Source organism: Streptomyces sp. NPDC002577 (assembly GCF_053594815.1).
The window spans coordinates 13,053-27,360 of the sequence record NZ_JBSFWK010000076.1; the positions used below are offsets into that span (position 1 = coordinate 13,053).

General features: G+C 69.4%; 11 protein-coding genes and 4 pseudogenes. 7 read left to right on the forward strand and 8 right to left on the reverse strand.

From position 1 onward, the window contains the following. Positions 1-25 precede the first annotated feature (25 nt). The 3 genes and pseudogenes from ACWD4J_RS42790 to ACWD4J_RS42800 form a co-directional block, all read right to left on the reverse strand. On the reverse strand, positions 26-220 hold the full coding sequence (locus ACWD4J_RS42790) for an ATP-binding protein (RefSeq protein WP_451400968.1): 195 nt from the start codon (positions 218-220) through the stop codon (positions 26-28). A 315-nt stretch (positions 221-535) separates the two neighbouring features. Next, positions 536-2,123: pseudogene (locus ACWD4J_RS42795) on the reverse strand (transposase). A gap of 101 nt (positions 2,124-2,224) precedes the next feature. Further along, the gene (locus ACWD4J_RS42800; RefSeq protein WP_451400969.1) at positions 2,225-2,926 is read right to left on the reverse strand and encodes an AAA family ATPase; all 702 of its coding nucleotides are present in this window, start codon (positions 2,924-2,926) and stop codon (positions 2,225-2,227) included. Positions 2,927-3,961: 1,035 nt separating this feature from the next. On the opposite strand from ACWD4J_RS42800, the gene ACWD4J_RS42805 reads away from it, so the two are divergent. From ACWD4J_RS42805 to ACWD4J_RS42815, 3 genes and pseudogenes are all read left to right on the forward strand, one after another. After that, a complete protein-coding gene (locus ACWD4J_RS42805) occupies positions 3,962-4,294 on the forward strand; it encodes a hypothetical protein (RefSeq protein ID WP_451400970.1) in 333 nt (110 codons plus the stop codon). A gap of 54 nt (positions 4,295-4,348) precedes the next feature. Continuing rightward, a pseudogene (locus ACWD4J_RS42810) lies at positions 4,349-5,600 on the forward strand (IS256 family transposase). Between the two features lie 236 nt (positions 5,601-5,836). Continuing rightward, positions 5,837-6,781: a C45 family autoproteolytic acyltransferase/hydolase gene (locus ACWD4J_RS42815; protein WP_451400971.1), complete on the forward strand. Its 945-nt coding sequence runs from the start codon at positions 5,837-5,839 to the stop codon at positions 6,779-6,781. A gap of 546 nt (positions 6,782-7,327) precedes the next feature. On the opposite strand, the gene ACWD4J_RS42820 is transcribed toward ACWD4J_RS42815, so the two are convergent. From ACWD4J_RS42820 to ACWD4J_RS42840, 5 genes are all read right to left on the reverse strand, one after another. After that, entirely contained in the window at positions 7,328-8,494 is a 1,167-nt protein-coding gene (locus ACWD4J_RS42820; RefSeq protein ID WP_451400972.1) for an epoxide hydrolase family protein, read from the reverse strand. Positions 8,495-8,532: 38 nt separating this feature from the next. Further along, a complete protein-coding gene (locus ACWD4J_RS42825) occupies positions 8,533-8,943 on the reverse strand; it encodes a transposase family protein (RefSeq protein ID WP_451400978.1) in 411 nt (136 codons plus the stop codon). A 67-nt stretch (positions 8,944-9,010) separates the two neighbouring features. Then, on the reverse strand, positions 9,011-9,472 hold the full coding sequence (locus ACWD4J_RS42830; RefSeq protein WP_451400973.1) for a nuclear transport factor 2 family protein: 462 nt from the start codon (positions 9,470-9,472) through the stop codon (positions 9,011-9,013). A 184-nt stretch (positions 9,473-9,656) separates the two neighbouring features. After that, positions 9,657-10,418, reverse strand: coding sequence for an SDR family oxidoreductase (locus ACWD4J_RS42835; RefSeq protein ID WP_451400974.1), 762 nt, complete (start codon positions 10,416-10,418; stop codon positions 9,657-9,659). A gap of 131 nt (positions 10,419-10,549) precedes the next feature. Beyond that, positions 10,550-10,882: a hypothetical protein gene (locus ACWD4J_RS42840; protein WP_451400975.1), complete on the reverse strand. Its 333-nt coding sequence runs from the start codon at positions 10,880-10,882 to the stop codon at positions 10,550-10,552. A 336-nt stretch (positions 10,883-11,218) separates the two neighbouring features. Between ACWD4J_RS42840 and ACWD4J_RS42845 the strand changes: the two are divergent. From ACWD4J_RS42845 to ACWD4J_RS42860, 4 genes and pseudogenes are all read left to right on the forward strand, one after another. Beyond that, a pseudogene (locus ACWD4J_RS42845) lies at positions 11,219-11,610 on the forward strand (TetR family transcriptional regulator); the annotation flags it as partial. An 832-nt stretch (positions 11,611-12,442) separates the two neighbouring features. Next, positions 12,443-13,162, forward strand: coding sequence for an SDR family NAD(P)-dependent oxidoreductase (locus ACWD4J_RS42850; RefSeq protein WP_451400976.1), 720 nt, complete (start codon positions 12,443-12,445; stop codon positions 13,160-13,162). Positions 13,163-13,379: 217 nt separating this feature from the next. Next, positions 13,380-14,123 (forward strand): SDR family oxidoreductase, encoded by a 744-nt coding sequence (locus ACWD4J_RS42855; protein WP_451400977.1) that lies wholly within the window; start codon positions 13,380-13,382, stop codon positions 14,121-14,123. Positions 14,124-14,214: 91 nt separating this feature from the next. Further along, a pseudogene (locus ACWD4J_RS42860) lies at positions 14,215-14,308 on the forward strand (ABC transporter ATP-binding protein); the annotation flags it as partial.

Genomic DNA, 14,308 nt, shown 5'->3' on the forward strand with positions numbered 1-14,308 from the left:
CGCTGAGGGTGAGGCGGGTGAAGTGCTACCAGATGAAGATGCGGGAGGAGAGCATCGGTTCGCGGCGCAGCACGGTGTGGCAGCCCTCCCCGCCGACGAAGATGACCGCGAGCTGGGTTGAGGGTTCGTCCCACAGGTAGCGGAAGTATTCGAACGCCTCCCCGTTGAGCCACTGGGCCTCGTCCACGAGGAAGGTGCGGGGGCGTTCGGCCAGGGCCATCTTCAGCAGCCGGTCGAACTCGCCTGGGGTGGCGCCGCGGTTCCCCGGCCAGGTCGAGTGCGGTGAACAGTTCGTAGCGCACCGCACGGGCGGTGGGACGGGCCCGGAAGGTGATCTTGCGGACGTCCTCGTGCGGCTCGAGTCCCCGCAGGCAGATGTTGACGGCGAGCGTATTGCCGAAGCCAGCGCCACCGTGGATGCACATCATGGCGCGGGCGGCGACGGTGTCGGTGATGTTCTCCCGGGCGGTGAGCAGGGCGCGGGTGGTGACCACGGACGCATCGGGCAGGTCAACGTACTGGTAAGTGGCCGCGGTCACGAGGCGTCTCCGTCTTCAGTGGTCTGAGCGGTCGATCCGGGCGGGCGCCCGGGGGCAGGTTCGGACGGGACGGGAGCAGGCCGGCCGGGCGCGGACCGGGTGACGAGGGAGGGCGGGGTGCGCCAGTCGGCCGGGGGCGCGGCGGGCGGGATGAGGTCCGGCATCGCCAGATCCGACAGGTCGGTGCCGACGGCCTGGGTGAGTTCGGCCTCGGCCTGCGCGGTGGTCAGCGCGCCGAGCCGCCGGGGCGCCTCAGGCTGGTTCACGGCGGCGTAGCGCTCGCGCTGGGAAGCCTCCAGGTCCTTCTTCAGACGGCGGGAGCGAGCGGCCCGCGCCCGCCGTACGGCGCTGATCTGTTCGTCGGTGGCCTGGTCGGCCAGGTCCGCAGGACCCAGGTAGCGGCCGGTGGTGGCGTGGTAGACCTCGATGCGGTGGTCGTGGTGGGGCATGAAACGGACCCGGACCTGGATTCCGGCCTGCCCGGTCATCCAAGGCCCCACGTAGTCGCGTCTCCTGAAACGGATGCCGCGAGTGGTCAGCGTGCGGGTGCTGGCGTCCTCCAGGGTGAACGTCCACAGATCCGTGGCCGGCACGTCCCGCAGCGGGGTGGGATCGTCCTGCCACGCCTCAAGCGGGGTCTTGCCCCGCAAGGGCGCGGGGCGATGCTCGGTGCTCCACCACAGCGTCCAGGCCAGCAGCCGGGCGGTGAAGTCCTCGAAGCCGAGCAGCACTTCGTCCTTCGAACGGGAAGCACGCTTACCGGGGCGCGGCTGGCGGGCATAGCCGGGCAGCGCGGCCAGGAACATGCTCTCCACCGCCCGGTTCAGGCCCTCCACGGTGCCCTTGAGGTGGGGGGTGCAGGCGGGCAGGTCCTCCACCGTCACGTCCAGGAGAACGCGGCGGTCACCGTCCTGGACAGGAAGTCCTTGCCACGGTCGACACGCACCTTCTCGGGCAGACCACCGAACGGACCGTAGGGATCCTCATGCAGGACCGCGGAGCGCAGCGCAGCCAGCACCGACTCCCGCGACGGGTCTCCCGGCGTAACCGCGACGCCGGTGATCGCGTTCGTCGCGCAGTCGGTGAACCAGGTGATCCACGGCCTGCGAGCCCTGCCGTCGACGTCGACCAGCACCGGCGCCTGCATGTGGTCCGTCTCCCACACCTGATTGCGCCAGCCCCGCGGCCGGGCCAGGAACACATCATGCTTGCGCGCCGCCCGCTCCCCACCCGCGAGCCCCGCCCGCTCCCCGGCGTCAGATCCCGCTGGATCGCCCGGTGCAGCGTCTAAATCGACGGAGGTGGCTCCCCCTCGCCCTTGGCCGCGCGAGCAATCAGCTCACGATGGACCGCCGCGACGTTGCCCTTCCACAAGGCCAGCAGGCGGCGCACTTCCGGAGTGACGGAGAAGCGGTCTTTGCTCTGGGCCCGCGCCCCGGGCTCCGCAGCCGCGGACTCGTCACGCTCGGCAGCGGCAAGCCACCGCCATACCGTGCGCTCGGTCACTTCCAACGACTCCGCCATCAGCCGTACATGTCGGGTCGTCAGTTTCTGGTCCTGTCGCAGGGCGAGCAACCGGCGCACGGCAGGGCCGCCAAGCGCCGACAGGGAGGAAGAAGGCAGACCTCCCCGCGCGCGCGGACCGTCCTCGTGGCCGCCAGCCTCCCCCGGCCCGGCAGGGCCGGTCACAGCGGCCCCATGAGCCGTGCGCAGGCCCGCTCCAGCAACCGGCGGTCCACTACCGCACGGCTCTTGCCGTAGATCTCGGCGCTCAGGTGCGAGGTGAGCTTCGCCCACGTCCGGAAATTGCCGTGGCCCACATGCTCGTCCACCCACACGACATCGTCCTCGCTCACGTCCTCCCACAGGGGGTGGAAGGCAGCCATCGCCGCTGCAACCTCGCCCGGGCGAAGACGCGGTACCAACTCCCAGGTCAGCACCCGAGAGGCCAGCGCGGGCACCCGGCGCAGCGCCCGTTCGCTGCCCGCGCCCGCCAGAAGGAGCGCCGTGTCCGGGTGGTCCCACAGCCCGCGCAGAAACTCCAGCGCCGGCCCCGGAAGGCGCTGTGCCTCGTCCAGTACCAGCACGCGGGGCTGTCTCAACGCGTTCACCAGCATCAGGTCGGCCTCCCCCGCCCCGCGCGGCAGACGCCTGCCCAGCTCGAGGGCATCCGCGAGTACCCGGCGCAGTTCGGGAACCGTCGGATGCACACCGACGTGGACCCGGCGTACCCGGGCTGGGTGCGGCAGCTGGGACAGGGCGTACTGCAACGCGACGGTCTTGCCCTGGCCGGCGTCGCCGTACAAACACACCACCGCCCCGACCACGGCCGCGTGCGCGACCGTCCGCAGCACCGACCGCACAGCGGACGTATGCACCACCTGCACGCCCGGCACTAGGCCCTGTCGTCACATTCCCGTCGTCCGCCCGGAGGGCGGGCCTCGCGGTGTCTGGTGCGTGCGATCGCAAGGCGCCGGAGCGCCCTCGTGGCGGAGCCACGTGGGCGTTTCGGCAACGCGGCGAGCGTACGTGCCAGACACCGCGAGGCAGGCGGGAATTTGACGACAGGGCCTAAGACCGGAACCTGCGCCAAGTGCTTCTGCTCCCGCAAAAACACCTGCCCACCGCCGCCTTTCGCGGCCACCACGTTCAGGCCCAGCTCGCTGAGCGGATCCTGCCTACGGGCACGGCCACCTCAGGCTCCCCCGGGGCCACCAAAGCCCGCCCCGCCCGACGGTCCCTGCGGATCACCCGATGCAACGTCGACGCCGACGGCACCGAAACCCCGCCACCCGCAGCAGTCAGCCGGCGCCTCAGCTCAGCGACATTCCCTCCCACCTCGCCAAGCAGCGCCCACACCTCGTCCGACACCGCATACCCCTGCCGGACCCCGGCCTCCATCCGCCCGGTCGACTTGGCCTGCTCCAGCCAGCGCCACACCGTACACTCCGAAACACCCACCATCTCACCGACCGCACGCACATGCCGGGTAGCCAGTTCGCCCGCCTGCTGCCGCTCCAGCAGACGACGCACCACCAAAGCCCCCGGCAGTACAGCACCCCGGCCGGCTCCTCCACCTTGATCCACCCCACGATCACACCGGCCCGGCCCGCCCCACCGCATCAGAACTCACGAACCTGAGACAGCATCACCCACCATCAGATAAAGCCCCACGACAGCGATCCCGCCCATCAGGCCCTCACCTCATGACAGTGCCAGCCCTACCTTCAACACCCCACTGACCAGCACCAAAACACCAACCACGAGACCAGCACCACCGACTCTCACCACCACCGACCCCAAGCCGAGAAGCCGCAGGTGGACACGCTGTCGGTCTGTCCCGCCGGTGCGAGTCGGCCGTCCCCGGCGTGGAGACGGCATGCGCCATCCCGCGCTCTGTCGCGGTGCGCGAGGATGGGGCAGTGGCTGACGACCCCGCTGCCCCTGATGCGCGCCCGGTACAGATCCCCGCGCGGATCCACGCAGTGGGGCCGGGTTGGCGACATCTGCTGGAGCGTCTGCATGAACAGATCCGCGCGGCCTTTCCTGGCTACCGTCTCCTCGATCTCAAAGAGAAGCTCGGCGGTCTGCGCGTCTACGTGGAAGGGCCGCCGGGCAGCGGCGACAGGCTGAGGAGCCTGATCGCCCTTGCCGAGGTGGAGGCGGAGCGCACCTGTGAGTTCTGCGGGAGCAATGCTCAAGATCTGTGGATCGGCCTCGGGTTGGGACGTGAAAGGGCGTACCTTCCCGAGTGATCGATAGGTCGCCGAGTAGACCGACGTTGCACTGTCGGTTGGGAAGGTACGCCCATGCTCAGCGTAGTCAACGAGGACGGCACAACGGAGTCCGGTTCCCTGATCGACGAGATCGTCCGCGAGGGAGCCCGGCGGATGCTCGCTGCCGCACTGGAGGCGGAAGTCGACCAGTACATAGCCGAGTTGGCGGCTGAGCGGGATGAGCACGGGCACCGCCTGGTGGTTCGCAACGGCCACCGCCGGCTCCGCACTGTCGTCACCGCGGCAGGGCCCGTGGAGGTCACTGCGCCTCGGGTGAACGACCGGCGCGTCGACGAGGCCACCGGCGAGCGCAAGCGGTTCTCCTCCAGGATCCTGGCCCCGTGGTGCCGCAAGTCGCCGAAGATATCCGAAGTGCTTCCCCTGCTTTACCTGCATGGACTGTCCTCGGGGGACTTCGTGCCCGCGCTGGAGCAGTTCCTCGGCGGCTCGGCCGGCCTGTCGTCGGCGTCCGTGACCCGGCTGACGAAGCAGTGGCAGGACGACCACACCGTCTTCCAGCAGCGCGACCTCAAGGACCGCGACTTCGTCTACGTGTGGGCCGACGGCGTGCACCCCAAGGTCCGGCTCGGACAGGCCCACTCGTGCGTGCTGGTCCTGCTCGGAGTGCGGCTGGACGGCACCAAGGAGCTGATCGCTCTCGCGGAGGGACTGCGGGAGTCCACCGAGTCATGGGCCGACCTGCTACGCGACTGCCGGCGACGCGGCGTGCGCGATCCCGAGCTGGTGGTCGGCGACGGCGCGATGGGTCTATGGAAGGCCCTGGCCGCAGTGTTCCCCGCCGCCCGTCATCAAAGGCGCTGGGTCCACAAGGCCCGAAATATCACGAACGCCCTGCCGAAGTCCGCACAGCCGGGCGCGACGAAGGCCATGCAGGAGATCTACAACGCCGAGGACCGCGGCCACGCCGAGAAGGCCATCGAGGCGTTCGCGAAAACCTACGGCACGAAGTGGCCCAAGGCTGCCGCGAAAATCACCGACGACCGGGACGAGCTGCTCGCCATCTACGACTTCCCGGCCGAGCACTGGGTCCACTTGCGGACCTCGAACCCCATCGAGTCCATTCTCCACTGTCAAGCTCCGCACCAAGGTCACCCGCGGCGCCGGCAGCCCGGCCTCCGCCCTCGCCATGGTATTCAAGCTGGTCGAGTCCGCCCAGGAACGCTGGCGCGCGATCACCGGCGCCTCCCTCGTCGCCCTGGTCCGCTCCGGGGCCAAGTTCGAGAACGGCTTCCTGGTCGAGCGCGACGAGACCGTCGTAGCCTGATCACACGTCACCCGCACCACAGCGATTGACAATTGCTCTCGCCACCCGCCTCCTTGACTCCCGGCTCCTCCAACGCGGGACATAATCGCCCACTTGGAATCGGCCACGCTCGCGTTCAGCGGCTTCATCAGATCCAGCGCCTGGCCGTCGCCGATGGCGGCCACCTGGTGAATTACCCGCACAATTAGCTAGGTTGCCCCCACCTCGTCCGATTCTCACAGGGGGGAGTGGCAGCCATGCGGCAACAACACAAGACCTTCCAGGCGATCGAGGTCGGCGACGGCGGCGACGGGCGGTGGGCCGCCCACGCCCGGGCCCTGTGGCAGGACATGGAGGGCCTGCTGACCGCGGAGGGCAGGACTCCGGAGGGCGCGGACCGTGTTCGGGCGCTGTTCCGTGCGCACATGCCAGAACTGGTCCCGGTTCTGGACCGCCTGGCCGGCCAACTCGACCGGCCCGAGGCGGAAGTCTTCCTCACCCACGCGGCACTGCGGCCGTTCTCCCCGTCCTGCACCCAGATCGGCCAGAACGGCACTCTGCTGCGCAACTATGACTTCCCGCCCGATCAGTGCGAGGGCACCATCGTCTCCTCCTGCTTCCTGCGCCCCGTGATCGGGATGCAGGACGTGCTGTGGGGCTTGCTGGACGGGATGAACGACGCCGGTCTCGCCATCTCGCTCACCTTCGGCGGACGTTCCGTCTACGGACGTGGCTTCGCCATTCTCATCGTGGTGCGCTACCTGCTGGAGACGTGCGACACCGTCGATGAGGCGGTCGGCAGGCTGCGGTCCCTGCCGGTCGCCGTCCCACAGAACCTCACCCTTGTCGATCCCGCGAAGGCGGTGACGGTGTTCGTGGGGCCGGATATGTCGCCGACGGTGGCGCCGGATGCCTGCGCCGCCAATCACCAGCACCTGCCGGTGACCGACGAGCAGGAGCGGGCCTTGCGGACGCAGGAGCGGCTGCGCGCCATTCGCGCCGCGGGTGCGGACGTGGCGGCGATGCTGAAGCCGCCGCTGTATCGATCCGTCGACGAGCAGGGGTCGGGAACGCTCTACACAGCCCGCTACCGGCCCGTCGAGGGCCGTGTGACGTACCACTGGCCCGGTGAGTCCTGGCAACAGTCCTTCGGTGACTTCGCACCCGGATCCCGCACCGTGACCTTGGGCCGGGCCAGCTGAGAGGCTTTCCGCACTCCTGCTCACCCCTGCACGAAGATCTTGCAAGAACATGATTTCACCCGCCGCCGACAGGCCCTCCCTCGGCCGGCCCTGCCACGGCCGCACGGTGGACCGGCAGGGGCTCGGCACCACTCCACTGGTCGGACGAGCGCCCCGCCCGATACACCCCGACAAGACGTCTCTCGCCACGTGGTCACCAATCCACAGGTCTTGACAATTGCTCGTTCTGCGGCGCACCCGGCCGCATCCGCACCCGCGACGACTGGCCGGGAGGATGGCGCAAGAGCGTGTGCGACAGCTGCCACAGCGACTGGCCGGCACGCCGCATCATGATCGTTTGTGGGTGGTGAGGGTGGTAGCAGGGCGAAGGACAGCTGGTGGCGGACGGTGCGCGGGGAACGGGGGCGGCTGCGCGGAGGCCGGGTGTGGCCGTCGGTCCGGACGGTGAACCAGTGGGCGAGCTGGCCGGTCATCGGTTCGGGCAAATGGGCGGTGGCGCGGGCAAGGTAGGCGTCGACGGCCTGGCCGCGGTCGTCGAGGGCGAAGTCACGCGCGGGACCGTGGGACCGGGGGCAGGGGTGAACGGTGGTCGCGGAAGAACTCGGTGATGTCGTGGGCCAGCAGGCCGGGTTCCTCGTGGGCGGCAAAGTGCCCGCCGCGAGGCATGTGCGTATAGCGCGTGATGTTGTAGGTGCGCTCCGCCCAACTTCGTGGCGGCCGGCTCAGGTCCGCGGGGAACAGGGCGACAGCCGTGGGTACGTTCACCCGTTCCACTCGCCGGGTCAGGCCGTGTGCGTACTCGTAGTAGGGCCGGAACGAGGTGGAGATCGTGCCGGTGAACCAGTACAGAGATGCCTGGGTGAGGACGAAGTCGTCGCTGAACCGCGAGGACAGGTCTCCTCCGCTGTCGCTCCAGGCGCGGTACTTCTCCACGATCCAGGCCAGCAGACCGGCGGGCGAGTCGGCCAGGGCGGGGGCGAGGCTGAGAGGGCGGGTGTTCTGCTGGTGCTGGTAGCCGCCTTCCTGTGCCTGCCAGGACGCGACGGAGGCCAGGTAGTCCTTTTCCCCCGTGGTGAGGCTGTCCGGGTCGTAGGCAGCCGGGGCGGCCACGGCCAACAGGTGGATGCCGACCAGCGCCTCGGGGTGGGCCTCGGCGAGCCTGGAGGTGATGCCGGCGCCCAGGTCTCCGCCGTGCGCCGCGTACCGTTCGAAGCCGAGTTCTTCGTGCATCAGGCGGTGCCACAGGTTGTGGGTCTGTTCGGCTCCGGTGAGCGTGGGCCGCTGGGGCGAGAAGGCGAAGCCGGGCAGGGAGGGGACGATCACGGTGAAGGCGTCCTCGGCTGCCCCGCCGAACCGGGACGGGGTGGCCAGACGTTCGGCGAGGGCCGCGAGTTCGAGGAAGGAGCTGGGCCAGCCGTGCGTCAGGACGATGGGCAGCGCGCCCGGGTGTTCGCCGTCGTAGCGGAGGTAGTGCACGGGCGTGCCGTCGAGGTCGGCGAAGTGGGAGGGCAGGGCATTGACGGCGGTCTCATGGCGGCGCCAGTCGTAGCCGGAGGCCCAGTGGGCGACGAGGCGGCGGAGTTCCGTGGTGTCGGTACCGGCCTCCCAGCCTTTGACCGGCCAGGGCTCGGCCCATCGGGTGGCCCGCAACCGGGCGCGGAGGTCGTGCAGTTCGGCGTCACTGACCGAGATCACGGATGTGTCGGTCGGCATGGGTTCCTCCTTGGTGTGCTGAGTGTGCGGGCACGGCGTCAGCGGTGTCGGCCGCTTCTTCGTGCGCGATCGGCGGGGTGGAGCGGGCGGCGCCCGCCAGGGTCACGGACCCGGCCATGAGGGCGGCGACGGCGAGCAGGGCCGGTGCGAGGGCGGTCCGGTCGGCGAGGAAACCGATCAGTGGCGGGCCGCGGACGCGGTCGGTGGGGATGAGGTGCCGCGACAGTGGCGAAGTCGCCCTCGCCCAGGCCGACGAATGCCTCGTGCACGCCGGGTGTCCGGGCGGCGTGCATGTCGATGGTCTCGTCGGCGTACCGCCAAGCGGTCGTGGTCGAGACACCGAAGCCCGCTGCGAGCTGGGGCAGTGACTCATGCTTGCGTGGGCGCACCAGCGCGAGGGGGGGCTTGCTTGACGCGGCCCAACTCGTTTCGTGGCGAACCCCGTTCATGCCTTCGGACGGATCAGCCACAACACGTGCTCAACAGGTTCGTGCGGGACGCCGAGCGTGGCACGGCTCATACCTCGATGGTCGTGCCGTCGGGGTTGGACTGGACAGTCCAGGTGCCGCCGGAGCGGAAGGAGCGGGCGGTGGCGAAGGTGTCCTCCATGAATTGCATGTAGGTGACCTTCTCGTCAACGACCTTCGCGAGGATAGCGACGGCGGAGGTGACCTGCTTGCCGAGCACCGTGGAGCGGTAGGTGAAGGACCCGAACGCGGCGACGCTTCCGCCCTGCACGATCCAGTCGGTGATCTCGAACGCCTCGTTGGTCCAGTATCGGTTGACGTCGGTGAAGGTCTGCAGCAGCGCGCCCGGCTCGTCGTGGCTGCCGGCCCACGGCATGATCCGCTTCAGATCAGGGGTGTCGAAGTTCAGCGACACGTATTTCGCGTCGGGGGCCAGCAGCGCGTTCACGTTGTGGGCGTCGGTGGGGTTTGCCAGGAGACGCTGGACGATTTCAAGCGGCGTAGCAGACATGGTCTTCTCCTTGTTCTCGTAAGGTCGGCAGCCTTACAGGTAAACAACAAGCTGAGGGTGCGTGGTGGGGTGCTGGGTCAGGCGGCCTGGCGCTCCGCCGGGCACAGCATGTCGCCGCGTGGGCATGGGCGCTCTCGGCCGTCTGGGCATGAGCGAGGAGGCCGCCGATCAGGGGGGAAGGGCGTCAGCCTTCGCGGCCGGGGAGCATGGCCAGGGCCTGGGCTCGCTGTGCGACGAGATCGGCGTAGGTGCCGTCGCGCTCGGCCCAGCGGTGCGTGAGGACGCCCTTCACGAGGATTTCGTGCGGGGTGGGGTTCTGCGAGAGCAGGTCCATGACCTCGGCGGCGAAGTCGTCGAGCGGCAGCGCGTGCGGGTTCACCTTTTCCTGCCCCGCCGTCGCCACGGCCGGGGGGACGAGTTCGACGACGCCGACACCCGTGCCGTCGAGCTGCGCGCGCAGTGCCTCGGAGTAGGCGTGCACCGCGGCTTTCGAGGCGGCGTAGCTGGGCATGGGCGGGAACGGCAGGAAGGCGATGCCGGAGGTGACGGTGATGAAGGTGCCGGCGCCCCGCTGGACCAGGTGGGGGGTGAAGGCGTCGATGACCCGGATGGTGCCGAGCAGGTTGGTGTCGATCGTCGTTGCCGCAGCCTCGTAGTGCGCGGGGTCGCGCAGGTCCTCCAGGAGCATCACCCCCGACATGGTCACCACGGTGTCCAGCTCGGGATACCGGGCGAGCGCGGCGTCCCGGGCGGATGCGACGGAGGCACTGTCGGTGATGTCGATGCTGATCGTTCCGAAGCCTTCTCCGGCGAGTTCCGAGAGCGCCTCCGGGCTGCGGCCGCCGACGGCCACGGTGCTGCCCGCTTCGGCGAACCGGTGGGCCAGTTCCCGCCCGATACCCGAGGTTCCGCCGACGATGAGAACGGTGCGGTTGGAGAGATCCACGGGATCTTCCCTTCAGTCCAGGGCGCCGACGGCGTTCAAGCCCGGCGCAGTACGTTCGCTGTCTGGTACTCAGCTTCCGCCCAGCGCCGGCCTGGAACAACGACGTTCTGATCAACCGAAGTTGAGTGCGGCTAACGAATCCGGTGGAGGGCTGGGGCGTAGCGGTGCAGCGCGGGCAGGTGCACCCCCATCGCGGTGGCCACTGCGTCCTCGTCGGCGCATGCAGCGAGCGCGCCGACCACCGTCTGGAGCACCTCGCTCGGCATCTGGCCTGGGGTGCGGGCCTGGTGGAGGACGTACTCAAGGAGGCTGCCCCAGCGCTCGCAGCTGTGGATCCGACCCCAGCGGCGGCGTCTGATCTCGTATGCCCGCCGGGCGGCGACATCGCTGCCGGGAGCGGAGCCGTCCTCGACCTTCTCCGTGGGGTCGGTGTCCTCGGCCGGGTGGGTGAGCGGGGCGGCCATAACCCGTACACCACCTCCACAGCGCGAAGCAGGGCCTGCTGTCGGCTCTGAGGCACAGTCCAGCCGCCCATATGCTGTTGGATGGCCATCCAGCGTGCTGGGATGCTCCAGCGATGACCAACACGACCAGAGCCCAAGGCGAAGCAGGGTGGGACGGCGCCTAATACCGCGTCAGCGCCACAGGATTCAAAGCCCTTTTTCTCCTCGGCCCTGACGAAGCACTCGACGACGTCTGCAATGTTGATGTCGAGGTTCACCTCACTGATGGCTCGCGCTGGAATGCGACGATCTTCACCCTCGCCGAGGTCGACCGGCTGATGAAGAGGTGGAACCTGACTGGTGAGGCTGCTGGCGGTCGATGCTTCTGGTGCGGCGCCGGCGAGCGTCAGCCCGCTCCAGGCGGTGGCAGCGGGGCCCGAGCGCGCATCGAGCGCCATGGGGCCGGCGAACCGCGAACTCGGACCCCGACTCCAAGCAGCCGTAGCGGCCAGCACCGAACTTCAGGAGCGCGACGCCCTCAAGAGCGTCGGTCTCGCGGCCGCCATGACCGCCGCGCTCATCACCCGCCGTGTCCCCGAGCCAACCGCGCACCTCGCGGGCGAGCTGGGAGTCCTCGCGTTCAAGCGGGGCTACGCCCGGTGGTGCGAAAGCGATCGCGAGGACGGGCTCGCGCCACATGCACTGGCAGCCCTGGAGGCCTGCGCGCGGCAACCGCGTCGCTGGGCTGATCGATGCCGCTCGGCTGGGGCCGACCAGGCCCAGCCGGCGCCGTGAGTGCTGCGCCCCGTGCCACTGCCGCTTCCTCCTGGACCGCCTCGCCGGCCGCGTCGACCACAAGGTCCACCTCGTGGTCGACGGACGCTCCGCGCACGGCTCCAGGAAGGTCCGCGACTGGCTCGCCGCTCACCCCGACGAGGTCGAGCTGCGGAAGACACCGGCGAGACCGCCATCCCGGGCGTACTGCTTGAGCGGGTCGTCCAGGGCGGCACAGGCAAGGGGGGACGGTGTCCTTGGTCAGGTCCATGTGCCCGGTCACCACGATGGTCGTCACGATCGGCGTTCCTGTCAGCCGCGTGTGGTTCCTTCGGGCTGGACGATACGGATTTGCCGCAGCGTCGGCGGACGTTCGTCCCGACCCTCCACCAGATTCGTTAGCCGCACTCAACTCCGGTTGATCAGAACGTCGTTGTTCCAGGCCGGCGCCGGGCGGAAGCTGGTTACCAGACAGCGAACGGACCGCCGACGAAAACACCGCCCAGGGCATCCGCCGGAATACCGGATCAGGACGCACGCACCGGGGCATCGCCCGACCGCCCGTTCCGCCCGTTCCGCCCGCCACACCCATGCCCCGCACCCCGGGCACGTCACAGAGATGGAGTGAGACACCATGTCCACCCTACTCATCACCGGCGCCGGCTCCGGCATCGGCAACCTGACCGCCCGCGCGCTGGCCAGGGCAGGCCACCGGGTCTACGCCTCGATGCGCGCTCCCGAGACCCGTAACGCGGCCCCGCGGCCGAGTTGCGTGACCTCGCCGACGCCGAGGACCTTGACCTGTAGGTGGTCGAACTCGATGTCACCTCCCTGGAGTCCGCCGACCGGGCCGTGCGGACCGTGACCGACGAAGCGGGCGGGCTGGATGTCGTCATCCACAACGCCGGGCATCTGGTCACCGGCTACGTCGAGGCCTTCACCGCCGAGGAGATCGCCCACCTGATCGACGTCAACACGCTCGGCGTCCAGCGGCTCAACCGGGCCGCTCTGCCGGTCCTGCGCGAGCAGGGCCGTGGCACCCTGCTCTACGTGGGCAGCACCACCTCGGTGACCACCCCGCCCTTCCTGGGCCCGTACGCGGTCTCGAAGGCCGCGATGGACTCGCTGGCAGTGGTGACCTCCTACGAGGTGGCCCAGCTGGGTATCGAGACGGTGATCGTCATGCCGGGCCCGTTCACCCAGGGCACCAACCACTTCCCCGACGCGACGCGGCCCGCCGACGCCACCGGCGTCAGCGCCGGGTACCGGATTCTGGACCCGCTGGTCGCCCGCAACGAGGCGGCCACCGAGAGCCTGTTCACCCCGGGCGAGGACGCCGACCCGGTGGTGGTCGCCGAGGAGATCACCCGGATCCTCGCCCTTCCCTTCGGCGAGCGCCTTCCGCTCTGTCGTCGACCTCAGCAACTCCACCGTCGACCAGGCCAATACGGCGGCGTCGGCGGCTCGTACGGACTTCGTCCAGCAGATGAGGTTCGCCAACTCCTGCACGTCTCCCAGCAGGCCTGAGCACGCCCTTCCCCAGGAGACCTTCCCCGGAGCCCATCACGTCTTCCAGCGCTTCGCCCCCATCCTCGACGAGGCCGGAGCGGCCCCTCGACCAGGTGGCCGGATTCTTGCGCGGCCACCTGCGGTAGAGGACGCGCCGCCCCGCCGCACCCCAACCCCCAGCCACATCCGCACACAGCACACAGAATCCGTCCGGATCTTCCCGAAGGAGACGATCATGAAGATTACCGGCAACACCATCTTCATCACCGGCGGCACCTCCGGCATCGGCCTGGGCCTCGCGCAGCGCCTCTCCCAGGCCGGCAACAAGGTCGTCGTCGCCGGGCGGCGCAAGGAACAGCTCGACCGCATCGCCGACGAACACCCCGACCTCGATACCCTGCCGCTCGACGTCACCGACCCCGGCTCGGTCGCCGAGGCCACCAGGGCGCTGCTGCGCACGCACCCGGACCTGAACGTCCTGATCAACAACGCGGGCGTCATGCTCCCCGAGAACCTCACAGACCCGGACTGGCTGCCCGTCGCGGAGCGCACGATCGGCACCAACCTGCTCGGCCCGCTGCGGATGACCCAGACCCTGCTGCCCCACCTGCTCGGCCGCCCGGACGCCGCCATAATCAACGTCTCCTCCGGGCTGGCCTTCGTGCCCCTGCCCGCCACCCCGACCTACAACGCCACCAAGGCCGCGATCCACTCGTTCAGCGAGAGCCTGCGCGTCCAGCTCGCCGACACGAGCGTGCAGGTGATCGAGGTGATCCCGCCAGCCGTGCGGACGACCCTCATGGGCCAGCAGGACGATGACCGGGCCATGCCCCTGGACGACTTCCTCTCCGCGGCGGTCTCGCTGCTGCACACGCAGCCAGACGCCAAGGAAATCATCGTCGACCAAGTCAAGTTCCTCCGCTACGCCGAGGCCACCGGATCCTACGACCGCGTCCTCACCACGCTCAGCGGCTCCTGAGCCGCAACCACGCCACCACCGGACCACACAGGCACGCCGCCCACCGCCTAGTTAACGGTTGTGACCCTGTCGGTCCCCGGCCCCCGCGCGGTCGATGGAGTCGACCGGTGTCGCCGATCTGGCGGATCGCTATGTCGACGAACTTTCCGGCGGTCAGCGGCAGCGCGTCTGGATCGCCATGGCCC